Origin of the sequence: Streptomyces sp. NPDC057136 (assembly GCF_042670885.1) — a bacterium.
In the GTDB taxonomy this organism is placed as follows: domain Bacteria; phylum Actinomycetota; class Actinomycetes; order Streptomycetales; family Streptomycetaceae; genus Streptomyces.
This window is the reverse complement of record NZ_JBHUUV010000039.1, coordinates 21,944-43,668: the sequence shown is the minus strand read 5'-3', so window position 1 is coordinate 43,668 and position 21,725 is coordinate 21,944. Positions and strand designations below refer to the sequence as shown.

At 70.5% G+C, this 21,725-nt stretch carries 22 protein-coding genes and 1 riboswitch; of the genes, 14 read left to right on the top strand and 8 right to left on the bottom strand.

The features are described from left to right. Positions 1 to 36 precede the first annotated feature (36 nt). The 5 genes from ACFT7S_RS32475 to ACFT7S_RS32455 all read left to right on the top strand — a co-directional run bounded on the left by ACFT7S_RS32475 (position 37) and on the right by ACFT7S_RS32455 (position 6,049). A complete protein-coding gene (locus tag ACFT7S_RS32475) occupies positions 37 to 798 on the top strand; it encodes an ATP-binding cassette domain-containing protein (RefSeq protein ID WP_382737994.1) in 762 nt (253 codons plus the stop codon). Beyond that, positions 770 to 2,857 carry a YhgE/Pip family protein gene (locus ACFT7S_RS32470; RefSeq protein WP_382737991.1) on the top strand — a complete coding sequence of 696 codons (2,088 nt, stop codon included), beginning with the start codon at positions 770 to 772 and terminating at the stop codon, positions 2,855 to 2,857. The genes ACFT7S_RS32475 and ACFT7S_RS32470 overlap by 29 nt, the downstream gene beginning before the upstream one ends. Before the next feature lie 29 nt (positions 2,858 to 2,886). Then, positions 2,887 to 3,498: a TetR/AcrR family transcriptional regulator gene (locus ACFT7S_RS32465; protein WP_382737988.1), complete on the top strand. Its 612-nt coding sequence runs from the start codon at positions 2,887 to 2,889 to the stop codon at positions 3,496 to 3,498. A gap of 384 nt (positions 3,499 to 3,882) precedes the next feature. Further along, positions 3,883 to 4,500 carry a DUF4126 domain-containing protein gene (locus tag ACFT7S_RS32460; RefSeq protein ID WP_382737985.1) on the top strand — a complete coding sequence of 206 codons (618 nt, stop codon included), beginning with the start codon at positions 3,883 to 3,885 and terminating at the stop codon, positions 4,498 to 4,500. A gap of 31 nt (positions 4,501 to 4,531) precedes the next feature. Beyond that, positions 4,532 to 6,049 (top strand): phytoene desaturase family protein, encoded by a 1,518-nt coding sequence (locus tag ACFT7S_RS32455; RefSeq protein ID WP_382737982.1) that lies wholly within the window; start codon positions 4,532 to 4,534, stop codon positions 6,047 to 6,049. Positions 6,050 to 6,065: 16 nt separating this feature from the next. On the opposite strand, the gene ACFT7S_RS32450 is transcribed toward ACFT7S_RS32455, so the two are convergent. The 5 genes from ACFT7S_RS32450 to ACFT7S_RS32430 form a co-directional block, all read right to left on the bottom strand. Beyond that, a complete protein-coding gene (locus tag ACFT7S_RS32450) occupies positions 6,066 to 6,974 on the bottom strand; it encodes a hypothetical protein (protein ID WP_382737979.1) in 909 nt (302 codons plus the stop codon). A 50-nt stretch (positions 6,975 to 7,024) separates the two neighbouring features. After that, positions 7,025 to 7,942, bottom strand: a complete 918-nt coding sequence (gene metF, locus ACFT7S_RS32445) for a methylenetetrahydrofolate reductase [NAD(P)H] (RefSeq protein ID WP_382737976.1) — start codon at positions 7,940 to 7,942, stop codon at positions 7,025 to 7,027. Positions 7,943 to 8,077: 135 nt separating this feature from the next. Continuing rightward, a complete protein-coding gene (thiE, locus tag ACFT7S_RS32440; RefSeq protein WP_382737973.1) occupies positions 8,078 to 8,728 on the bottom strand; it encodes a thiamine phosphate synthase in 651 nt (216 codons plus the stop codon). Positions 8,729 to 8,803: 75 nt separating this feature from the next. Continuing rightward, entirely contained in the window at positions 8,804 to 9,169 is a 366-nt protein-coding gene (locus ACFT7S_RS32435) for an Rv2175c family DNA-binding protein (RefSeq protein ID WP_382737970.1), read from the bottom strand. Between the two features lie 80 nt (positions 9,170 to 9,249). Next, positions 9,250 to 10,494: an NAD(P)/FAD-dependent oxidoreductase gene (locus tag ACFT7S_RS32430; protein ID WP_382737967.1), complete on the bottom strand. Its 1,245-nt coding sequence runs from the start codon at positions 10,492 to 10,494 to the stop codon at positions 9,250 to 9,252. 130 nt (positions 10,495 to 10,624) lie between these two features. Continuing rightward, positions 10,625 to 10,737, top strand: a riboswitch (TPP riboswitch). Here ACFT7S_RS32430 and thiO point away from each other — a divergent pair. The 6 genes from thiO (at position 10,735) to ACFT7S_RS32400 (ending at position 16,458) form a co-directional block, all read left to right on the top strand. Next, on the top strand, positions 10,735 to 11,925 hold the full coding sequence (thiO, locus tag ACFT7S_RS32425) for a glycine oxidase ThiO (protein ID WP_382737964.1): 1,191 nt from the start codon (positions 10,735 to 10,737) through the stop codon (positions 11,923 to 11,925). Its footprint overlaps the riboswitch before it by 3 nt. Continuing rightward, the gene (gene thiS / locus ACFT7S_RS32420; RefSeq protein ID WP_382737961.1) at positions 11,922 to 12,146 is read left to right on the top strand and encodes a sulfur carrier protein ThiS; all 225 of its coding nucleotides are present in this window, start codon (positions 11,922 to 11,924) and stop codon (positions 12,144 to 12,146) included. The genes thiO and thiS overlap by 4 nt, the downstream gene beginning before the upstream one ends. 4 nt (positions 12,147 to 12,150) lie before the next feature. Beyond that, positions 12,151 to 12,945 carry a thiazole synthase gene (locus tag ACFT7S_RS32415; RefSeq protein ID WP_382737959.1) on the top strand — a complete coding sequence of 265 codons (795 nt, stop codon included), beginning with the start codon at positions 12,151 to 12,153 and terminating at the stop codon, positions 12,943 to 12,945. A 97-nt stretch (positions 12,946 to 13,042) separates the two neighbouring features. Next, a complete protein-coding gene (pknB, locus tag ACFT7S_RS32410) occupies positions 13,043 to 14,968 on the top strand; it encodes a Stk1 family PASTA domain-containing Ser/Thr kinase (RefSeq protein ID WP_382737956.1) in 1,926 nt (641 codons plus the stop codon). Positions 14,969 to 14,974: 6 nt separating this feature from the next. Further along, complete coding sequence (locus ACFT7S_RS32405) at positions 14,975 to 15,838, top strand: deoxyribonuclease IV (RefSeq protein ID WP_382737953.1); 864 nt, start codon at positions 14,975 to 14,977, stop codon at positions 15,836 to 15,838. A gap of 68 nt (positions 15,839 to 15,906) precedes the next feature. Further along, the gene (locus ACFT7S_RS32400; protein WP_382737950.1) at positions 15,907 to 16,458 is read left to right on the top strand and encodes a DUF4396 domain-containing protein; all 552 of its coding nucleotides are present in this window, start codon (positions 15,907 to 15,909) and stop codon (positions 16,456 to 16,458) included. A gap of 18 nt (positions 16,459 to 16,476) precedes the next feature. Here ACFT7S_RS32400 and ACFT7S_RS32395 read toward each other — a convergent pair whose 3' ends face one another. Continuing rightward, positions 16,477 to 17,109, bottom strand: coding sequence for a sulfite oxidase-like oxidoreductase (locus ACFT7S_RS32395; RefSeq protein ID WP_382737947.1), 633 nt, complete (start codon positions 17,107 to 17,109; stop codon positions 16,477 to 16,479). A gap of 154 nt (positions 17,110 to 17,263) precedes the next feature. On the opposite strand from ACFT7S_RS32395, the gene bfr reads away from it, so the two are divergent. Continuing rightward, positions 17,264 to 17,743: a bacterioferritin gene (gene bfr / locus ACFT7S_RS32390; RefSeq protein WP_382737944.1), complete on the top strand. Its 480-nt coding sequence runs from the start codon at positions 17,264 to 17,266 to the stop codon at positions 17,741 to 17,743. Positions 17,744 to 17,752: 9 nt separating this feature from the next. Here bfr and ACFT7S_RS32385 read toward each other — a convergent pair whose 3' ends face one another. Further along, entirely contained in the window at positions 17,753 to 18,022 is a 270-nt protein-coding gene (locus ACFT7S_RS32385) for a bacterioferritin-associated ferredoxin (protein WP_382737941.1), read from the bottom strand. A gap of 162 nt (positions 18,023 to 18,184) precedes the next feature. After that, positions 18,185 to 19,540, bottom strand: coding sequence for a class II 3-deoxy-7-phosphoheptulonate synthase (locus ACFT7S_RS32380; protein ID WP_382737938.1), 1,356 nt, complete (start codon positions 19,538 to 19,540; stop codon positions 18,185 to 18,187). 145 nt (positions 19,541 to 19,685) lie between these two features. Here ACFT7S_RS32380 and ACFT7S_RS32375 point away from each other — a divergent pair, with 145 nt between their 5' ends. Both ACFT7S_RS32375 and ACFT7S_RS32370 read left to right on the top strand, forming a co-directional pair. Then, positions 19,686 to 19,742 (top strand): trp operon leader peptide, encoded by a 57-nt coding sequence (locus ACFT7S_RS32375; RefSeq protein WP_079159714.1) that lies wholly within the window; start codon positions 19,686 to 19,688, stop codon positions 19,740 to 19,742. A gap of 93 nt (positions 19,743 to 19,835) precedes the next feature. Then, the gene (locus ACFT7S_RS32370) at positions 19,836 to 21,722 is read left to right on the top strand and encodes an anthranilate synthase family protein (RefSeq protein ID WP_382737936.1); all 1,887 of its coding nucleotides are present in this window, start codon (positions 19,836 to 19,838) and stop codon (positions 21,720 to 21,722) included. The last annotated feature ends 3 nt before the right edge of the window (positions 21,723 to 21,725 follow it).

Below are 21,725 nucleotides of genomic sequence, written 5' to 3'. Positions count from 1 at the left end.
TTGCACTGACCGGTCAGTTCAAAAAGGGGAGAGTCTGTGGACAGCCCGCACGGGGCAGCCGTCAGTGCCGAGGACTTCGGGCTCGAAGGACCGCGCGGTTGGGCCTTCCGGGGGGTCGGCTTCACCGCGGAGCCCGGTTCGCTCCTCGCGGTCGAGGGTCCGTCCGGCTCGGGGCGCACCTGTCTGCTCCTCGCACTCACCGGCCGGATGCGCTCCACAGAGGGTCACGCCGAGACGGGCGGCCTGCGTCTGCCCGGCAAGCTCGCCGCCGTCCGCGGGATCAGCGCCCTCGGCCCGGTTCCGGGCGTCAGCGAGCTCGACCCCGCGTTCACCGTCGCCGAGCACCTGCGCGAGCGGGCCCTGCTCCAGCACCGTTTCGACGGCTCGCTGCGCGCGCTGTTCCGGCCCCGCGCCGAACGGGCCGCCACCGCACAGGCCCGCATCGACGCCGCCCTGGACGCGGCCGGGCTCGACCCCGCCTCGCTGCCCAAGGCCGAACGGACCTCCGTACGCGATCTGGAGCGACTGGAGGCGCTGCGCCTGTCCATCGCCCTCGCCCTGATCGCCCGCCCGCGGCTGCTCGCCGTGGACGACACCGACCTCAAGCTCTCCGACGCCGAGCGCCTGGAGGCCTGGGCACTGCTGCGCACCATCGCCGACGACGGCACGACGGTGCTCGCGGTGTGCAGCGAGGCCCCCGAGGGCGCGCTCACCGTACGTACCGACACCACGACACGTACCGACACCACGACCGAGGAGGGGACGGCCGATGCGATCGCCGAAACTGGCAGCGCTTGAGCTGAAGCGGTTCGGCAGGGGGAAGCTGCCGCGCGCCGCACTGGTGGCACTCCTGCTGCTGCCCCTGCTGTACGGAGCCCTGTACCTGTGGTCGTTCTGGGACCCGTACGGGCGCCTCGACCGGATTCCCGTCGCGCTCGTCAACGACGACAAGGGGGCGACCGTCTCGGGGAAGCGCCTCGCCGCCGGGGACGAGATCACCGGCAAACTGCGCGACTCCAAGGTGTTCGAGTGGCACGAGGTGAGCTCCGCCGAGGCAGGCCGGGGCGTCGAGGACGGCACGTACTACCTCTCGCTGACCATGCCGTCCGACTTCAGCAAGCGGATCGCGTCCAGCTCGGGCGACTCCCCCGAGACCGGCGCTCTCCAGGTACGGACGAACGACGCGAACAACTACATCGTCGGGCAGATCTCCCGGACAGTGTTCTCCGAGGTACGCACCGCCGCTTCGACGAACGCCTCGCGCGGGTTCCTGGACCGGATCTTCATCTCCTTCTCCGGCATCCATGACGCCACGGAGAAGGCGGCCAAGGGGGCGGACGACCTCAAGGGCGGTCTCTCCAAGGCCAAGAAGGGCTCCGAGGACCTCGCGAGCGGGCTCAAGGACACCAAGGCGGGCAGCGGCCGACTGGCCGGCGGGATCACCAAGCTCAACAAGGGCGCGGGCGACCTCGAAACCGGCTCCAGGCAGGTCGCGAACGGCACCCAGGCCCTCGCCGACAAGGTCAACGGCATCGCCGCCGACGTACGCCCGTTCCTCAAGGACAACGGCAAGGCGATCGGCGATACGGCCCGGCTGGTCGCCGATTCGTCGAAGACGGTGCGGGACAACCTCGATCTGCTGGTGAAGGCGGCGCCCACCGCGGCCACCGCCGCGCACACCGCCGCCGACGAACTCACCGAGATCCATCGCACCCAGTGCGAGGACCGGCTTCTGCCCGACCCCGGGGTCTGTCCGCCGCTGAAGCGGGCCATGACGGCCGCGGCCGATGTCGCGAAGGTCGCCGACGACGTGAACGTGCTGGTCAAGAACCAGAACGGGGACCTGGAGAAGCTCCGCGGTCAGCTGACGACGCTCCAGGGGCAGGCCGAAGCCCTCGCGAAGCGCTCACCGAGCCTGGACACCGACCTGGAGTCCGCGGTCTCGAAGGTCAACGCGCTCAACACGGGCGCCCACAAGGTCGCCAAGGGCGCCGACGCACTCCACACCGGCCTGGGCACCGCGAAGACGGGCTCGTCGGACCTGGACACGGGCGTCGGCAAGCTCAAGACCGGCGCCACCGACCTGGACAGCGGACTCTTCCGGCTCGGCGACGGATCGGCGACCCTGGCCCAGGGACTGAACGACGGCGTCGGCAAGATCCCCGACTACTCCGAGCAGGACCGCGACGCGCGTACGGACGTCATGGCCGATCCCGTGCAGCTGGCATCCAAGTCCCTGCACACGGCCCCGAACTACGGCACCGGCTTCGCCCCGTACTTCATCCCGCTCTCCCTCTGGGTCGGCGCGATGGTGGCGTACATGCTGATCCAGCCGCTGAACAGGCGCGCGCTGGCCGCCGGGGCCTCCGCCTGGCGGATCGCCTTCGCCGGCTGGCTGCCCGTCGTCGCGATCGGTGTGCTCCAGGTCGCCGCGCTGATGTCCGTACTGCACTGGGGGCTCGGACTCCAGATGGCGCACCCCGCTGCGACGATCGGCTTCCTGGCCCTCGTGACCTGCTGCTTCGCGGCGATCGTGCAGTGGCTCAACGCCCGCTTCGGAGCCGCGGGGCGCATCCTCGTCCTGGCGGTTCTGATGCTCCAGCTGACCTCGGCGGGCGGAACGTACCCGGTCCAGACGAGCCCCGGATTCTTCGGCGCGATCCACCCATACCTGCCGATGAGCTACATCGTCGAGGGCCTGCGCCGCCTGATCACCGGCGGCGGCCTCGGACCGGTCTGGCAGGCCTGCGCGGTCCTCGTGGCGTTCACCGCGGGCGCGCTGGCCCTGACCGCCGTCTCCGCCCGGCGCAAACAGGTATGGACCCTGGACCGGCTGCATCCGGAGCTCAGTCTGTGAGCGCGCCCGGACCTGTGAGAATCGACCACATGGAAAGCAGTAGCACCACGCGCCGCCAGGCCACCCGGCAGAAGCTCTACGAGGCAGCGGTGACCCTCATCGCCGAGAAGGGGTTCTCCGCCACCACGGTGGACGAGATCGCCGAGCGCGCCGGGGTCGCCAAGGGCACGGTCTACTACAACTTCAAGAGCAAGACCGAGCTCTTCGAGGAGCTGTTGCGGCACGGCGTCGGGCTGCTCACGGCCTCGTTGCGCTCCGCCTCCGAGGAGACCGAGGAGCGCGGCGGCACCCGGGTGGAGGCTCTGGACGCGATGATCCGGTCGGGCCTGGCCTTCATCGACCGCTACCCGGCCTTCACCCAGCTGTACGTCGCCGAACTCTGGCGCACCAACCGGGCCTGGCAGGCGACGCTCCTGGTGGTACGTCAGGAGGCCGTGGCCGTCGTCGAGGACGTGCTCAGGGAAGGCGTCCGCAACGGCGAGCTGAGCGAGGAGATCGACATTCCGCTGACCGCGGCCGCGCTCGTCGGAATGGTGCTCGTGGCCGCGCTCGACTGGCAGGCGTTCCAGCCGGAGCGGTCGATGGACGATGTGCACTCGGCGCTGTCCCTGCTGCTGCACGGGAGGGTCAGCGGGCGCTGACCCGGAGCCCCGGAGCCCTGGAGCCCTGGAGGCACCTCACCGTCCGGACACGAAAACGCCGGTCCGGTGAAGTTCGATCCCCCTCGAACTCCACCGGACCGGCGTTTCCCGTGCTGCCGGAGAACCCTTCCCCCGTGACCCCGTGCTTCCCCGGTGGTCCCGGGCCCTCCGCCGTGCACCCCCGTTCCGTCAGGGATGCCGCTCCGTTCCGCCGCCCCGTGTCGGCGGTCCCGGAGCCGCGCCCCTTCCGTGCTCCACACTCTGCCGTCTGTGCAGGTGAGGGCCTATCCGCGTCCCTACTCATCTCCCCCGCTAGGTACGGATACTCAGGGCTGTGTGCGCAACCCCACCCGAGCGGGACCCCGTCTGGTTACGATCGCGTCCGTGTCCGTACTCCCCCTGGTGTTCACGAGTGGCTGGGCGAGCGGGATCAACGCCTACGCGGTGGTCCTGTTGCTCGGCATCTTCGGTGCGACCGGCCTCACCGACGAGGTGCCCGCCTCATTGCAGCGCACCGATGTCCTCGTAGTGGCCGGTGTGCTGTTCCTGTGCGAGGCGGTGGCCGACAAGATCCCGTACGTGGACTCGGCCTGGGACTCGGTGCATACGGTCGTCCGGCCGCTTTCCGGGGCGGTCGTCGCCGCGCTGCTGGCCGGCGAGAGCGGTTCGCTGCCGGAGCTCGCGGCCGGGGCCGTCGGCGGTTCCACCGCACTGATGAGCCATCTGGTGAAGGCGGGCACCAGGATGGCGGTCAACACCTCCCCGGAACCGTTCAGCAATGTCGCGGTGAGCACGGCCGAGGACCTGGGCGTCGCCGGGATCATCACGTTCGCCATATTCCATCCGGTGGCTGCCGCGTCCATCGCCGCGACGCTGCTGCTTCTCGGGATCGTGATACTCGTCTTCCTCGCCTCGCGGATTCGCCGGTTCCTGCGCCGCAGGGCGCAGCGGCGCGAGGAGAAACGCATGGCGGGAGCGCGCGGGCACCGGCCTCCCTGGTGAGCTGTCAGTGGCAACCCTTAGGGTCACTGGCATGGCACGAATTGCGGTGATCGGCGCCGGGACGGGCGCGATGGCGGCGGCGGCCCGGCTCGCCGTGGCAGGCCACCGGGTGACGGTGTACGAACGGTCCGCGACGTACGGCGGATCGGTCGGCCGGTATGCCCGTGACGGCTTCTCGTTCGACACCGGGCCGGCTCTGCTGCATCTGCCCGCCGTCTACCGCGATCTGTTCGTGAAGACCGGCAAGGAGCCCCTGGAGCAGTGCGTCACGCTGACCCAGGTGGACCCGGCGAGCCGTCATGTCTTCGCGGACGGCACCGCGGTGTCGCTGCCCAACGCCTCCCGGGCCGGCGTGGTCGCCGCTCTGGACGAGGCGCTCGGGGCGGGCGCCGGGGGCCGTTGGGGTGCGTTCCTGGACCGGGCCGGGGATGCCTGGGACCGCTCGCGGCGCCCGCTGCTTGAGGAGCCGCTGCGTCCCGACTGGCAGGTCCTCGGCCGCGATCCCTACCCCGCGGTCCGGCAGCGCAGGCTGCTGCGCTCGCCCCTGCAGGCGGGGACGGTGGCGGAGATCGGCGCGTGGGAGCTGGCGGACCCCCGGCTGGCGGCCCTGCTCGACGGGTACGCCCTGTCGTACGGACTGGACCCGCGCCACGCTCCGGCGAGCGCCGCCCTCGTGCCGTACATGCAGGAGACCTTCGGCAGTTGGTACGTCATCGGGGGCATACGAGCGCTGGCCGAGGCGCTGTACGAGCGGTGTCTGGCCCGGCGGGTGACCTTCGTCTTCGGGGCCGAGGTCGTCCGGATCGTCGAGAAGGACGGCCGGGCGGCGGGCGTCGAGCTGGCGGACGGGGAGAGCGCCGAGGCCGATCATGTGGTGCTGGCCGCGCAGCCGCGTCCCGAACTGGTGACGGGTCAGGAGCTGTGGCAGGACGGGGACGTGGTGGCGCAGCCGCGTCCGGGGAGCGGTTCGGTGCCGGGCCGGTTCCTGGTTCTGCTGTCGTTGCGCGGCGCCCGGGAGCCCGGTGCGGTGCACCGGACCGTGGTGCACGGCGCGGACGGGGCGGAGGAGCGGGATGCCGTGTTCGGGGGCCGGATCGCCGAGCGGCCGACCGTGACGGTGGTGCGGCCCGACGATCCGTCGACCCGCCCGGACGAGGCGCACGAGGCGGTGACGTTGATGGCGACGGTGGCTCCGCACGGCCCGGTCGACTGGACGGACGCGGCGCTGCGCGAGCGGTTCGCGGACACGGTGATCGGTGTGGCCTGCGCCGCCGTGCCCGGCCTGCGGGACCGGGTGATCCATGCGGAGGTGCGGACGCCCGCCGAGACCGCTGCGGACACCGGCGCCGAGGGCGGTTCGGTGCCGGCGCCCGCGCTGGCCGGAGCCGGCGGAGCCTGGCTGCACCCCGGCAACCGCACCCGGCTGCCTGGCCTGTATCTGGCGGGCGGCTGGTCGCATCCCGGCGGCGGACTGGCGCACGCCGGGATGTCGGGGGCGCTGGTCGCCGGACTCATCGTGGAGGGCGACGGATTCCGCGGCTCCCGGTGAGTCCCCGGGGCCCTGATCAGTAGCGGTACGGCTCGTTCTGACCGGTGTCGTACCCGTTTCCGTACGGCGCGGGCTCCGCGGGCTCCTGCTGCGGCATCGGCGGGTACTGCTCGGCCTCGCGCTGCTGCGGAACCCAGACCCCGCCCGGCGGGGTCTCGCCGTACTGCTGCGGGTAGGGCTCGGCGTACTGCTGCTGGCCCCCGTAGCTGTCGTACCCGTTGCCGTAGCTGTCGTACGAGCCGTACGGCGCGGCGCCGCCGGTGGTGCCGGTCCCGATGTACGGGTCGGAGTACGCCGCGTAGCTCTGCTGGCCCGTGCCGTAGTCGTACTGGCCCGCGTAGGTGTCCTGGCCCGGCGTGCCCTGCGTGGCGTAGCCGTCCTGCCCGGCATAGGTGTCCTGGGCTGGCTGGTTGTAGTCGGGGTAGGGCGCGTAGGCGTCGTACGGGGCTTCGCCCTGCTCCGTCCGGCTCCCGCCGGCACCCGTGGCCGCGTAGGCGGTCTCGGTGTACACGCCGTACTGCCCGGTGTCGTCCGGCAGCGGTTCCGGCGCGTAGACCGCGGCGGGACCTTCCGGTTCGGCGCCCTGGTACTCCAGGTCGGAGACCTCGAGGGTGGGTTCCCTGGTGTCGGCGCGCTCGGCTCCGCCTCGGCGACGGCGGCTCTCGCCGGGGCTGCCCCCTATGGCCCAGCCCGTGGAGAAGCCCCGCCGGAAGGAAAGCGTCACATAGGTCTGACCGGTCGCGAAGGCGATCGCGCCCAGGGCGATCACCAGCACGGACGGGATCAGGACACCTATGACCACACCGAGGAATCCGGCGAAGGCGAGGAGCCGCCAGCGCAGCCGCGCCTTGTACTGCAGCAGCACCTCACCGAGCAGCCACAACGCCACGATGCCGAATGCGATGTAGAGGACCGTCCAGCCCACGCCCGCCCCCTCCTACGGCCACCGCCCCGGGTGGTGGCGGGTACGGCCGGTCACGACTGCTTGTGCAGTCCGAGATTCTCGTAGATCTCGAGCGTTGCCGTCGAGTTGTTGAGCGTAATGAAGTGCAGTCCGGGGACACCCTCGGAGAGCAACCGCGCGCAGAACTCCGTTGCGAACTCGATGCCAATGGAGCGTACAGCGGCGGGATCGTCCTTGGCGGCGAGGATGCGCTCTTTCAACGAGGAAGGGAAGGATGCGTTGCTGAGCTGGGCGAACCTTTCCAGCTGCCTGACGCTCGTGAGCGGCATGACCTCGGGAATGATGGGCGTTTCGCAACCGGCAGCGACGACACGGTCACGCATCCGCAGATAGTCTTCCGGATTGAAGAACATCTGAGTGATCGCATAATCGGCACCGGCACGGCACTTGTCCACGAAATGACCGATGTCGGTGTCCCAGTCGATCGACCGCGGGTGCATTTCGGGAAAGGCGGCGACGCCGACACAGAAATCGCCGGATTCCTTGATGAGCCGGACGAGGTCGGCCGCGTACCGCACACCTCGCGGGTGCTTGACCCACTCGCCCATCGGGTCGCCGGGCGGGTCTCCGCGCACGGCGAGGATGTTCCGGATTCCGGCGTCCGCGTACTGGCCGACCATGTTGCGCAGTTCCGCGATGGAGTGGTCGACGGCGGTGAGGTGCGCGACGGGCGTCAGCGTGGAGTCCTCGGCGATCTGCTGCGTCGCCCTGACCGTCCCGGAGCGGGTGGAGCCACCGGCCCCGTACGTCACGGAGACGAAGCTCGGGGCGACGGCCTCGACCCGGCGCAGCGCGTTCCAGAGGTTCCGCTCGCCCTTTTCGGTCTTGGGCGCCCAGAACTCGAACGAGTACGAGGTCTTGCCGGTCGTGAGCAGCTCACGCACGGTGCGCGCGTGATCCGTCCTGGTGGAAGGTGTGCCAAGGGCCATACTGGGAGGTTAACCAGGGCCGGGCGGTCACCCAACCAGATCGGTGCAATTTGCCCGAATTGAATGGGTTGTTGTCCACCCTTCGGACAGCAACACGGACAGCAGCCCGGCCGCGGCCCCGGACAACCGCCCTGCTCAGCTGACGCGTGCCCTGATGCGCTCGGCGAGGCGGGCCGTGGCAGCGGCGGGATCATCGGCCTCGGTGATCGCCCGTACGACGACGACCCGGCGGGCGCCCGCGTCCAGCACCTCGTCCAGATTGCCCGCGTCGATCCCGCCGATGGCGAACCAGGGGCGTGACTGGTCGAGCGAGGCCGCGTACCGGACGAGCCCGAGGCCGGGTGCGTAGCGGCCGGGCTTGGTCGGGGTGGGCCAGCAGGGGCCCGTGCAGAAGTAGTCCACGCCGGGCTCGGCCACCGCGGCGTCGACCTCGGACTCGGCGTGGGTGGAACGGCCGATGACGATGTCCGGGCCGATGACGGCCCGGGCGGCCGGCACGGGCAGGTCTCCCTGCCCGAGGTGCAGTACGTGGGAACCGATGGCGTGGGCGACATCGGCGCGGTCGTTCACCGCGAGGAGTTTCCCGTGGCGCTTACAGGCGTCGGCGAACACCGCGAGGTGTTCGAGCTCCTCCCCGGCCTCCATGCCCTTGTCGCGCAGTTGGACGATGTCCACGCCGGAGCTGAGAACGGCGTCCAGGAACGCGGGGAGGTCGCCCTGCCGCTTGCGTGCGTCCGTGCACAGATAGAGCCGGGCGCCGGACAGCAGCGTGCGAGGCGTGGACATGGTGAGGTTCCCCCGTCGGTACGGCGGAGTGCGGGCCGTGTGGCACGGCCCGCACTCCGTGTGCGGTTGTCTCGGTCAGACGGCGAGCGCCTGGGCGCGGCGCTTCACCTCCGTACCGCGATTCTCACTCAACGCCTGCGCGGGGGTACCGGGCAGGGTCGGGTCGGGAGTGAAGAGCCACTCCAGCATCTCTCCGTCGTTGTAGCCGTCGTCCCTCAGGACCGTCAGGAGCCCGGGGAGGCCCTTGACCACCTTGTCGCCGTCGATGAAGGCGGCAGGCACCTGGAGTGCCCGGTTCTCACCGCGTCGTACGGCGATGAGCTGGCCATCCCTGACCAGCTGCCGCGCGCGCGTCACCTCGATATCGAGCATTTCCGCGATGTCGGGGAGGTAGAGCCAGGCAGGGACGAGAGCATCGATCTTTGCGTCAATCTCGGTCACAGGGACAAGCGTGCCATCCCGGACTGACAGTCGGTAGCCGGGGCGGCCGTATGGGGGCACGAGGTGGTGTCGGAGCGTTGTCAGAGCTTCGCCGATTTCAGCGGTACGGCCAGGTCGGCGGCCCGTTCCGGGTCGACGTGGGCGCCCGATTCGATGAGTTTGCGCCCCTGCGCCAGGTCGCGCGGACGGCCGACGGCAAGCACCGCGACCAGGACTCCTTCGCGCAGCCAGCACACCGACCAGGCGGCTTCCGCCGGGTCGCCGCGCCACAGCAGGGTGTCCGCGCCCGCGTGGTGGCCCGCGTACTGCACGAACCGGTCGAACTGCTCGGACCAGAAGTAGGGCACCGGGTCGTACGGCTGCGGCTGCTCGTCACCGTCGGTGGCGACGATGGCGGCGGCGACGGTCCGAGGGCCCTGGAGCGCGTTGTCCCAGTGATGGACGAGCAGACGTTCGCCGTAGCGGGCGGAGGGGAAGGAGGCGCAGTCCCCGACCGCGTACACATCGGGCAGTGAGCTGCGCAGCCCGCTGTCCGCGGTGACCGAGCCGTCCGGGCCGAGTGCGATGCCGGAGCCGGCCAGCCAGCCGGTGGCGGGCCGGGCGCCGATGCCCACGACCACCGCCCCGGCCTGGATCACGCGGCCGTCCGCGAGGACGACGGCGCCGGGTTCGATCCGGGCCACCCGGGCGCCGGTGAGGAGTTCGGCGCCGCTCTGCGCGTACCAGTGGGCCATGGGGACGGCGACCTCGGCGGGCAGGGCGCCCGCGAGGGGGCGCTCGGCCGCCTCGACGACGGTGACCGCACAGCCCGCGGCGCGGGCGGCGGTGGCGAACTCCGCGCCGATCCAGCCCGCCCCCACGACCACGATGTCGTGCTGCCGCTCCAGGACGGGCCGCAGCCGTGCGGCGTCGTCGAGGGTGCGCAGGAGGTGGACGCCCTGGACGCCCTCGGAGCCGGGCAGCACGATCGGTTCCGCGCCGGTGGCGACGACCAGGGTGTCGTACGGGACGGGGCCGTCCACGGTGTCCAGTTCGTGCGCCCCGGGCCGCAGCCCTGTCACGTCGAGCCCGAGACGCAGGGTGATGTCGAGCGCCTCGAAGTCGATGTCGAAGGCGGAGTCCTCGGCCTTGCCGAGCAGGACCGCCTTGGAGAGCGGCGGCCGGTCGTACGGCTGATGCGGTTCGGCGCCGATCAGCGTGACGGGTCCGGTGAAGCCCTGTTCGCGCAGGGCCACCGCGGTCTGCACACCGGCCATGCCCGCCCCGACGACCACGACGTGCCGGGTCAGGCGTCCCGCTGTCTGCTGTTCCGTCTGCTCGCTCACCCGTCCACCTTAAGCACCTGACGGTTCGTCAGGATGATGGTTCCCGCACGAAGGCCGGGACGCGACGGCCCGAGCAGGTCGTTCAGTGGGTCTTACTGACCACGGGTGACGGGGTTTAGGGTGGCCAACGTAAAAGACTCGCGGGAGCCCGGACGCACCGGGCTGAGAGGGAGGCTGGGCGGCCTCCGACCGTACGAACCTGATCCGGGTCATGCCGGCGAAGGGAGGGGCTGGAAGCCCATGCGTGCTCCAAGGAACGGAAACGGATGCGACGTCCTCGTCATCGGGGGCGGCATCATCGGGCTGGTGACCGCCTGGCGGGCGGCGCAACGCGGCCTGCGCACGGCGGTGGCCGATCCCGAGCCGGGCGGCGGAGCCGCCGGAGTGGCGGCCGGGATGCTCGCCGCCGTCACCGAACTCCACTACGGCGAGCAGACCCTGCTCGGCCTCAATGTCGCGTCCGCCGCCCGCTATCCCGCGTTCGCGGCTGAGCTGGAGGAGGCGAGCGGCCAGGAGATCGGCTTCCGCGCCTGCGGCACCCTGGCCGTGGCACTCGACTCCGACGACCGTGCCCATCTGCGCGAACTGCACGCGTTGCAGCAGCGTTCGGGGCTGGCGTCCGAGTGGCTCACCGGGCGCGAGTGCCGCCGCCTGGAACCGATGCTGGCCCCGGGCGTACGCGGCGGGCTGCGCGTCGACGGCGACCACCAGGTCGATCCGCGACGGCTGGCCGCGGCGCTGCTGACCGCCTGCGAGCGCGCCGGGGTGGTCTTCCACCGGGCCTGGACCGAGCGGCTGACCATCACGCACGACCGCGCCGCCGGAGCCGTGCTCGCGGGAGGGACCGAGCTCTCCGCCGACCAGGTCGTCCTCGCCGCGGGCAGTCTCAGCGGCCGGCTCGCGGGGCTGCCCGACGAGGTCGTGCCGCCGGTCCGACCGGTCAAGGGCCAGGTGCTGCGGCTGACCGTGCCACCCGCGTACGCCCCCTTCCTCAGCCGGACGGTGCGCGCCGTGGTCCGCGGCAGTCACCTCTATCTCGTCCCACGGGAGAACGGCGAGCTGGTCGTCGGCGCCACCAGCGAGGAGCTGGGCTGGGACACCACCGTCACGGCGGGCGGGGTGTACGAGCTGCTGCGCGACGCGCACGAGCTGGTGCCCGGCATCACCGAGCTGCCGCTCACCGAGACCCGGGCGGGCCTGCGCCCCGCCTCCCCCGACAACGCGCCGCTGCTGGGCCCGACGGCCCTGCCCGGCCTCCATCTCGCCACCGGCCACCACCGCAACGGGGTGCTGCTGACCCCGGTCACCGGCGAGGTGATGGCGCATGTGCTGACCACCGGCGAACTGCCGGACGTGGGCCGCGCCTTCACACCCAGCCGTTTCACCCCCTCGCCCTCCGCCGCCCCCGTACCTCAGGAGCAGCCCGCATGACCGAGCACCTGTCCGGCCCCGTTCTGATCTCCGTGAACGGGGAACGCCGAAGCGTTCCCCACGACACCCCGCTGGACACCCTCGTGGCGACGCTCACCGTCTCGCACTCCGGGGTGGCCGCGGCCGTCAACGAGACCGTCGTCCCGCGCAGCCAGTGGTCCGCCACCGCGCTCGCCGACGGAGACCGCGTCGAGGTCCTCACCGCAGTCCAGGGAGGCTGACCGGATGTCCGACGATCTCTTCACTCTCGCCGGTACGCCCTTCTCCTCCCGGCTGATCATGGGCACGGGCGGCGCTCCGAGCCTGGAGGTCCTGGAGCGCTCCCTGCTCGCCTCCGGCACCGAACTGACCACGGTGGCGATGCGCAGGCTGGACCCGACCGTGCGGGGCTCGGTCCTCTCCGTCCTGGAACGGCTCTCCATCCGCGTCCTGCCGAACACGGCGGGCTGCTTCACCGCGGGCGAGGCCGTCCTGACCGCCCGGCTGGCCCGGGAGGCGCTGGGCACCGACTGGGTCAAGCTGGAGGTCGTGGCGGACGAGCGCACGCTGCTGCCCGACCCGATCGAGCTGCTGGACGCCGCCGAGATCCTCGTGGACGACGGGTTCACTGTCCTGCCGTACACCAACGACGATCCGGTGCTGGCCCGGAAGCTGGAGGACGTGGGGTGTGCGGCGATCATGCCGCTCGGCTCCCCCATCGGCTCCGGTCTCGGCATCCGTAACCCGCACAACTTCCAGCTGATCGTCGAGCGGGCCGGGGTGCCGGTGATCCTGGACGCCGGCGCCGGGACCGCTTCGGACGCCGCGCTCGCGATGGAGCTGGGCTGCTCGGCGGTGATGCTGGCGTCCGCGGTGACCCGGGCGCAGGAGCCGGAGCTGATGGCGGGTGCCATGAGGCATGCGGTGGAGGGCGGGCGCCTGGCGTTCCGGGCGGGCCGGATTCCGCGCCGCCACTTTGCCGAGGCCTCGTCCCCGGGCGAGGGCCGTGCCGTACTGGACCCGGAGCGTCCGGCGTTCTAGGGCCCTGGAGCGTGTCCCTGTCACGGCTCGGCTGCAGTAGCGCCCCGGAGCTGCCCGGACCGTCGGCCGTGTCGGCGGCGGCTCGTAGACTCGGTGCGTGGATACGACCCTCCAGGACCCCATGATCGGGCAGCTGCTCGACGGCCGCTATCGCGTCGACGCGCGGATCGCCGTCGGTGGCATGGCCACGGTCTACCGGGCCATGGACACCCGGCTCGACCGGGTGCTCGCGCTCAAGGTGATGCACCCGGCACTCGCGACCGACGCCTCGTTCGTCGAGCGCTTCATCCGCGAGGCCAAGTCCGTGGCCAGGCTCGCGCACCCCAATGTCGTCGCGGTCTTCGACCAGGGCGCCCAGGGGGCGTACGTCTACCTGGCGATGGAGTACGTCGCGGGGTGCACCCTGCGTGACGTCCTGCGCGAGCGCGGTGCCCTGCAGCCCCGGGCCGCTCTGGACATCATGGAGCCGGTCCTGGCCGCTCTCGGAGCCGCACACCGCGCGGGCTTCGTGCACCGCGACATGAAGCCGGAGAACGTCCTGATAGGGGACGACGGCCGGGTGAAGGTCGCCGACTTCGGGCTCGTACGGGCCGTGGGCACCGTCACCGAGACCACCGGGTCGCTCCTGGGCACCGTGTCGTATCTCGCACCCGAACAGATCGAGCACGGCACGGCCGACACCCGGGCCGATGTGTACGCGTGCGGGGTCGTCCTCTACGAAATGCTGACCGGCAGCAAGCCGCACACCGGGGACACCGCCGCCCAGGTCATCTACCAGCACCTCAACGAGAACGTCCCGGCCCCGTCCGCGGTCGTCCCGGGGCTCCCGGTGGAGCTGGACGCTCTGGTGGCGAGCGCCACCGCCCGTAATCCCGAGGTGCGTCCGCAGGACGCGGTGGTGCTGCTGGCCGAGGCGCGGGAGTGCCGGTCCGCCCTCACCGACGAGCAGCTCGACGCGAAGCCCCCGCAGGCCCGCAGCGAGGAGCACGACGCCGCCGACGACCGTACGAGCGTGATCCCCCGCATGCTCCCGCCCGGCCAGGGCACCACCCACCACACCAGCCGGCTGGAGATGCCGCCGCCCCTGCCGCCCCGGCGGACCGGGCCCGGCCGACGCGGGCTCTTCGGCTGGAACCCCCGGCGCGGAATAGTCGCCGCGCTCGCCGCCGTCCTGCTGGTGCTGGGCGTCGGCGCGGGTGTCTGGTACATCAACTCCGGACAGTTCACCCAGGTCCCCTCGCTGCTGGGCCAGACCCAGAAGACCGCCGAGCAGCGGCTCGATGACGCCGGTCTCGACGTGAAGCGCATCGACCGCGCCTACAGCGACACCGCCGCCCGTGGCACGGTGATGAGCAGCGATCCGGGTTCCGGCGAGCGCATCCGGGGCAACGGCTCCGTGCGGCTCGTCGTCTCCCGGGGCCCGGAGATGGTGGACGTCCCCGATGTCGAGGGCGTCACTCTCGCCGATGCCAGGCGTGACCTGAAGGAAGCCGGTCTGGTGCCCGGGATGGTGACCCGGGAGTTCAGCGAGGACGTGGCGCGGGGCGAAGTGGTCCGTACGGACCCCGAGGCCGGCACCGAGCGCCACTCCGAGTCCGCCGTCGCCCTGGTGGTCAGCAAGGGCAGCCCGATCGATGTCCCGGACGTCACCGGACTCTCCGTCGAGGACGCCACCGCCGCGCTGGCGGAGGAGGGTCTGAAGGCCGAGGTCCGGCCCGGCCGTGTGAACTCCGCCGAGGTCGCGGGCGACATCGCCGAGCAGTCACCGGCAGAGGGCGCCGAGGCGGCCGAGGGCGACTCCGTGGAGCTCACGGTCTCCAAGGGGCCGCGGATGCTCGACGTCCCGGACGTCACGGGCATGGATGTCGACGGGGCCAGGAGCACACTGGAAGAGGCGGGGTTCGAGGTCGAGGTCGACCGGCCGTTCCTGTCCTTCAGCGACACCATCGAGAAGCAGTCCGTCGACGGCGGCGAAGAGGCCGCCGAGGGCTCCACGATCACGATCAGGACCAAGGGACTGTAGATCCACATGCGAAACCCGGTAGGCGCCCATGTCCCGGTGGCGGGCGGTCTCGCCAAGGTCGGCCTCGACTACGCGCGCGAGCTGAGCGCGGAGGCCGTGCAGGTCTTCGCCGCCAATCCGCGCGGCTGGGCGACGCCGCCCGGGAATCCTGCGCAGGACGAGCTGTTCCGCACGGAGTGCGCGGCCGGGTCGATCCCGGCGTACGTCCACGCCCCGTATCTGATCAATTTCGGCTCGCACACCGAGGCCACGGTCGAGCGGTCGGTGGAGTCGCTGCGCCACTCCTTGCGCAGGGCCAGGGAGATCGGTGCGCTGGGCGTCGTCGTGCACACGGGGTCGGCGACCGGCGGGCGTCCCCCCGCGGAAGCCCTCGCGCAGGTGCGCAGGCACATGAGGCCGCTGGTCGACGAGCTGACGCATGACGACGACCCGTATCTGCTGCTGGAGTCGACGGCGGGGCAGGGCTTCTCGCTCTGCTCGCGGACCTGGGACTTCGGCCCGTACTTCGAGGCGCTGGACTCCCATCCCAAGCTGGGCATCTGCCTGGACACCTGCCACATCTACGCGGCGGGGCACGATCTGACCGGCCCCTCGGGTATGCGTCAGACCCTCGATCTGCTGGTGGACACCGTCGGCGAGGGCCGGCTGAAGCTGATCCACGCCAATGACTCCAAGGACGTGGTGGGGGCGCACAAGGACCGGCACGAGAACATCGGCGCGGGTCACATCGGTGCGGAGCCGTTCCGTGAGCTGTTCTCCCACCCGGCCACCGACGGCGTACCCCTGATCATCGAGACGCCCGGCGGCAAGGCGGGGCATGCGGCGGACGTGGCCCGGCTGAAGGAGCTGCGCGGTCCTGCACACCCTTGAGGAATACCCCTAGGGGGTATACGGTTCCTGTTGTCGACAGGAACCGTTATCCGGCTTTGGGGGAAACCATGCAGCACGACCACGACACCCAGCACGACCCGCACGCCGGACACGACCACCAGGCACACGACGCGCACGCGGGACACGGCGGGCACGCTCACCACATGGGCGGTGCGGACGGCAAGGTCAGCTGGGCGATGGCCGCCAAGGCCACCCTGCACTGCCTCACCGGCTGCGCCATCGGCGAGATCCTCGGCATGGTGATCGGCACCGCACTCGGCTGGACCAATACGCAGACGATGGTGCTCGCGATCGTCCTGGCGTTCTTCTTCGGTTACGCGCTGACCCTGCGCGGCATCCTGAAGGCCGGCGTCGACTTCCGTACGGCGTTCAGGGTCGCCCTCGCGGCCGACACCCTCTCGATCGCGGTGATGGAACTGATCGACAACGGCGTGATCGCCCTGTGGCCGGGGGCCATGGACGCCCATTTGGGTGACGCGATGTTCTGGATCGTCCTGGCCATCGCGCTGGCCGCCGCCTTCGTCATCACGGTGCCGGTCAACAAGTGGATGATCGGCCGCGGCAAGGGCCACGCCGTGGTGCACCAGTACCACCACTGAGGCGCGGAGGCTCGCAGTTCAGAGCTCGGGGCCGTCCCCGGGCTCTTCCTGGTAGGAGTAGCGCTGCTCGCTCCACGGGTCACCGATGTTGTGATAGCCGCGCTCTTCCCAGAAACCGCGGCGGTCAGCGGTCATGTACTCGATGCCGCGGACCCACTTGGGGCCCTTCCAGGCATAGAGATGCGGCACGACCAGCCGCACAGGAAAGCCGTGTTCGGCGGTGAGCAGTTCGCCGTCCTTGTGGGTGGCGAATACGGTCCGGTCGGCCGCGAAGTCGGCCAGGCGGAGATTCGAACTGAATCCGTACTCGGCCCACACCATCACATGGGTGACATGGGGTGCGGGCGGTGCGAGCTCCACGAGGTTACGGGCGAGAACCCCGCCCCATTCGGCGCCGACCATGCTGAATTTCGTCACACAGTGCAGGTCCGCCACGACCGAGGAGAACGGCAGCGCCGTGAACTCCTGGTGATTCCAGCAGTGTTTCTCGCCGTCAGCCGTGGCCCCGAAGATCCGGAACTCCCAGCGGTCGGGCTTGAACTTGGGTACGGGCCCGTAGTGGGTGACCGGCCAGCCGCGCTGCAGACGCTGCCCCGGCGGAAGCTCGGACTGCCCTGATTCGCTGTACTCCCGGCTTTCCGGCTGACCCATGCCTCCATGGTGACAGACAGGCAGGGGTGGTCATGACCAGGGCAGAGTCGATTCGGGCAACTCATACTAAGCGTGCACTTACTGGACGACCGGGAAGCGCAATGCAAGGATGCGGCCAACTTGCCCAGTACACCGGTTGGAAGGAGCCTCTGCGATGCAGGGCGACCCCGAGGTCCTCGAGTTCCTGAACGAACAGCTGACCGCCGAACTGACTGCCATCAACCAGTATTTCCTGCATGCAAAGATGCAGGACAACTTCGGCTGGACGAAGCTCGCCAAGTACACCAGGGCAGAGTCGTTCGACGAGATGAAGCACGCCGAGATCCTGACCGACCGCATTCTGTTTCTCGACGGCCTGCCCAATTACCAGCGGCTTTTCCATGTACGGGTCGGCCAGACGGTCACCGAGATGTTCCAGGCGGACCGACAGGTCGAGGTGGAGGCGATCGACCGCCTCAAGCGAGGCATCGAGCTGATGCGCAACAAGGGCGACGTCACGTCCGCAAATATCTTTGAGTCCATCCTGGCGGACGAAGAGCACCACATCGACTACCTCGACACCCAGCTGGAACTGGTCGAGAAGCTCGGCGAGCCGCTTTACATCGCCCAGCTGATCGAGCAGCCCGAGAGCTGAGCCAGGGGCTCAGGCCGCGTCGGAGAGCCGGACGACCGGCGAGCCGGCGACGGCAGCAGTCGCGCCGACGGAACCGGCCACCTGCTCCTGCTTCTGGTCGAGCAGCTCGCGGCGCGGGCAGTCGCCGCGTCCCAGCAGTGCCTGAATCCTGCGGACGCAGCCACCGCAGTCCGTACCCGCCTTGCAAGCGGAGGCTATCTGCCGAGGCGTACAGGCGCCGGCGTCCGCATGCTGCTTGACCTGCTGTTCCGTCACTCCGAAACATGAGCAGACGTACATGCGGTTCACCTCCCACCGGGATCGATCGCTGCGCCGCCCCGATCTTTTCGGTGAGGCTAACCTAACCTTACCCGCCGCCCCTGGTGGGTAAAAGCCCCGGAACGACCTGTGGGGCACGGATCACATCGATCCGTGCCCCACAGTCGTACAGTCCGGTACTTCCTACTGGTCCCGGTACATCTCGGCGACCAGGAACGCCAGGTCGAGGGACTGGCTGCGGTTGAGCCGCGGGTCGCAGGCCGTCTCGTAACGCTGGTGCAGATCGTCCACGAAAATCTCGTGGCCGCCGCCGACGCACTCGGTGACATCGTCACCGGTGAGCTCGACGTGGATGCCGCCCGGGTGCGTCCCGAGGCCCTTGTGCACCTCGAAGAAGCCCTTGACCTCGTCGAGGACGTCGTCGAAGCGGCGGGTCTTGTGGCCGGACGCGGCCTCGAAGGTGTTGCCGTGCATCGGGTCGGTCACCCACACCACGGTGGCGCCGGAAGCGGTGACCTTCTCGACGAGCTCGGGGAGCTTGTCGCGGACCTTGTCGGCGCCCATGCGGACGATGAAGGTCAGCCGGCCCGGCTCGCGGTCGGGGTCGAGGCGGTCGATGTAGCCGAGCGCGTCGTCGACGGTGGTCGTCGGGCCGAGCTTGATGCCGATCGGGTTACTGATCTTCGAGGCGAACTCGATGTGCGCGCCGTCCATCTGACGGGTGCGCTCACCGACCCACACCATGTGGCCCGAGGTGTCGTACAGCTTGCCGGTGCGCGAGTCGGTGCGCGTCAGCGCCGTCTCGTAGTCCAGCAGCAGGCCCTCGTGCGAGGCGTAGAACTCGACCGCCTTGAACTCGGCCGGGTCCGTGCCGCACGCCTTCATGAAGTTCAGCGCGTTGTCGATCTCGCGGGCCAGGGCCTCGTAGCGCTGACCGGAGGGCGACGACCTCACGAAGTCCTGGTTCCAGGCGTGCACCTGGCGCAGGTCGGCGTAACCGCCGGTGGTGAAGGCGCGGACCAGGTTCAGCGTGGAAGCGGATGCGTGGTACATCTGCTTCAGCCGCTGGGGGTCCGGGATGCGGGCGGCCTCGGTGAAGTCGAAGCCGTTGACGGAGTCGCCGCGGTAGGTCGGCAGGGTCACGCCGTCGCGGGTCTCGGTCGACTTGGAGCGCGGCTTGGAGTACTGACCGGCGATCCGGCCGATCTTCACGACCGGTACGGAGGCCGCGTAGGTGAGGACGGCGCTCATCTGGAGCAACGTCTTGAGTTTGGCTCGGATGTGCTCGGCCGACACGGCGTCGAACGCCTCGGCGCAGTCGCCACCCTGCAGCAGGAACGCCTCGCCCTTGGCGACGGCTCCCAGGCGGGCACGCAGCTGGTCGCACTCGCCGGCAAAGACGAGCGGCGGATACGACTCGAGGTCCGCGAGCACATCGCGCAGGGCCTCGGAGTCGGGGTACTCGGGCTGCTGCGCCGCGGGAAGGTCTCGCCAGGTCGCCTTGTCGGCGACGCTTCGGGATTCAGCTTTCACGATCACGACAGCAAGACTACGGGGTCGCCGCTCCCCGGCCGGCACTCGCTCGCCTGATGAGACAGACCGTCCGAAGTCGCCTCGTCCGAAGGTCCGCGCCACGGGGCACGAGGGGAGCTCCGCCAGGCCACCGTGCGCTACGATCCACGGCATGTTCGCGCAGACAATCCAGAACTGGTGGTGGACCGCTCATCCGGCGGCCCGCTGACTCATCGCGCGTACACACTTCGCGAAGGCCGCCCGGGGGGCGGCCTTCTCTGCGTTTCGGGGCCGTTCCTCCTCCTCATCGGAAGGAACACCCATGCCCGACCGCGCAACCGACCTCGTCCGGAGACTGCTCCGCGACGACTGCCCGCCGTTCGCGCTGCTGCGCAGGCGTACCCCCGGCCACGACCACGACACCGTCGACGTACTGATCGGCCGGGTCCGGGAAGTGGACCGCCTCGCCGACATCCCCGTGGGCGAGCAGCCCTCACTCGCCCTGGTCCCGTTCCGGCAGATCGCCGAGCGGGGCTTCGACGTCCGCGACGACGGCACTCCGCTGTCCGTACTCCTCGCCCAGGAGGCGTACGCGCTGCCGCTCGACGAGGTGCTCGCCGCGCTGCCCGTCCACGAGGTGCGCGTGGAGGGCGGGGGCTTCGACGTGCCCGACGCGGAGTACGCGGACACCGTCCGGCGCGTCATCAAGGACGAGATCGGGCAGGGCGAGGGCGCCAACTTCGTGATCCGGCGGACCTTCGGCGGCGAGATCCCAGAGTTCGGCCGGGCCGACGCGCTGGCCCTGTTCCGGCGGCTGCTGTCGGGCGAGCGGGGTGCGTACTGGACGTTCGTCGTCCACACCGGGGACCGGACGCTGATCGGTGCCAGCCCCGAGGTGCATGTACGGATGTCCGGTGGCACGGTCGTGATGAACCCGATCAGCGGCACCTACCGCTACCCCGCCGACGGGCCCACGGCGACAAGCCTGCTGGCCTTCCTCGGCGACCGCAAGGAGACCGAGGAGCTCTCCATGGTGGTCGACGAGGAACTGAAGATGATGTGCACCGTGGGCGACATGGGCGGGGTCGTGATCGGCCCGCGGCTCAAGGAGATGGCCCACCTCGCGCACACCGAGTACGAACTGCGCGGGCGCTCCTCGCTGAACGTCCGGGAGGTCCTCAAGGAGACCATGTTCGCGGCGACGGTCACCGGCTCCCCCGTGCAGAACGCCTGCCGGGTCATCGAGCGGTACGAACCAGATGGCCGCGGCTACTACGCGGGCGCGCTGGCCCTCCTGCGCCTCGACGCGAACGGGGCGCAGACCCTGGACTCGCCGATCCTGATCCGCACCGCCGACATCTCGGCCGACGGCCGGCTGAAGGTGCCGGTCGGCGCCACGCTCGTACGCCATTCGGACCCGGAGAGCGAGGTCGCCGAGACCCACGCCAAGGCCGCCGGGGTGCTGGCGGCCCTGGGCGTGCGGCCGGGGCCGCCGCACGCGGAGGCAACCCGTCCACAGCTGGCCTCCGACCCGCGGGTGCAGGCGGCGCTGGACGACCGGCGCGGCGGGCTCGCGCCGTTCTGGCTGAGGATGCAGGAACGTACGCGGGAGCTGTCCGGTCACGCCCTCGTGGTGGACGGCGAGGACACCTTCACCGCGATGCTGGCCCATCTTCTGCGGTCGTCGGGTCTTGATGTGTCGGTGCGGCGGTACGACGAGCCGGGGCTGCGCGAGGCCGTACGGGCGCACGAGGGGCCCGTCGTGCTTGGCCCCGGGCCCGGGAATCCCGCCGACGCCGCCGATCCGAAGATGCGGCTGCTGCGCGAACTGGCCGCCGAGCTGCTCAGGGACCACCGGCACGGGCTGCTGGGTGTCTGCCTCGGGCATGAGCTGATCGCGGCGGAACTGGGCGTGGAGATCGTCCGCAAGGCTGTGCCGTACCAGGGTGCCCAGACCCGGATCGAGCTGTTCGGCCGTCCGGAGACCGTCGGTTTCTACAACAGCTTCACGGCCCGCTGCGACGAGTCGACGGCCGCCGAGCTGGCCGCGCACTCCATCGAGGCGAGCCGGGACACGGAGACCGGTGAGCTGCACGCGCTGCGCGGGAAGGGCTTCGCTTCGGTGCAGTTCCACCCGGAGTCGGTGCTGACGCTGCGCGGGGCCGCGATCGTGACGGAGCTGCTGGCGGGGCTGCCGGTGCTCAGCTGACGG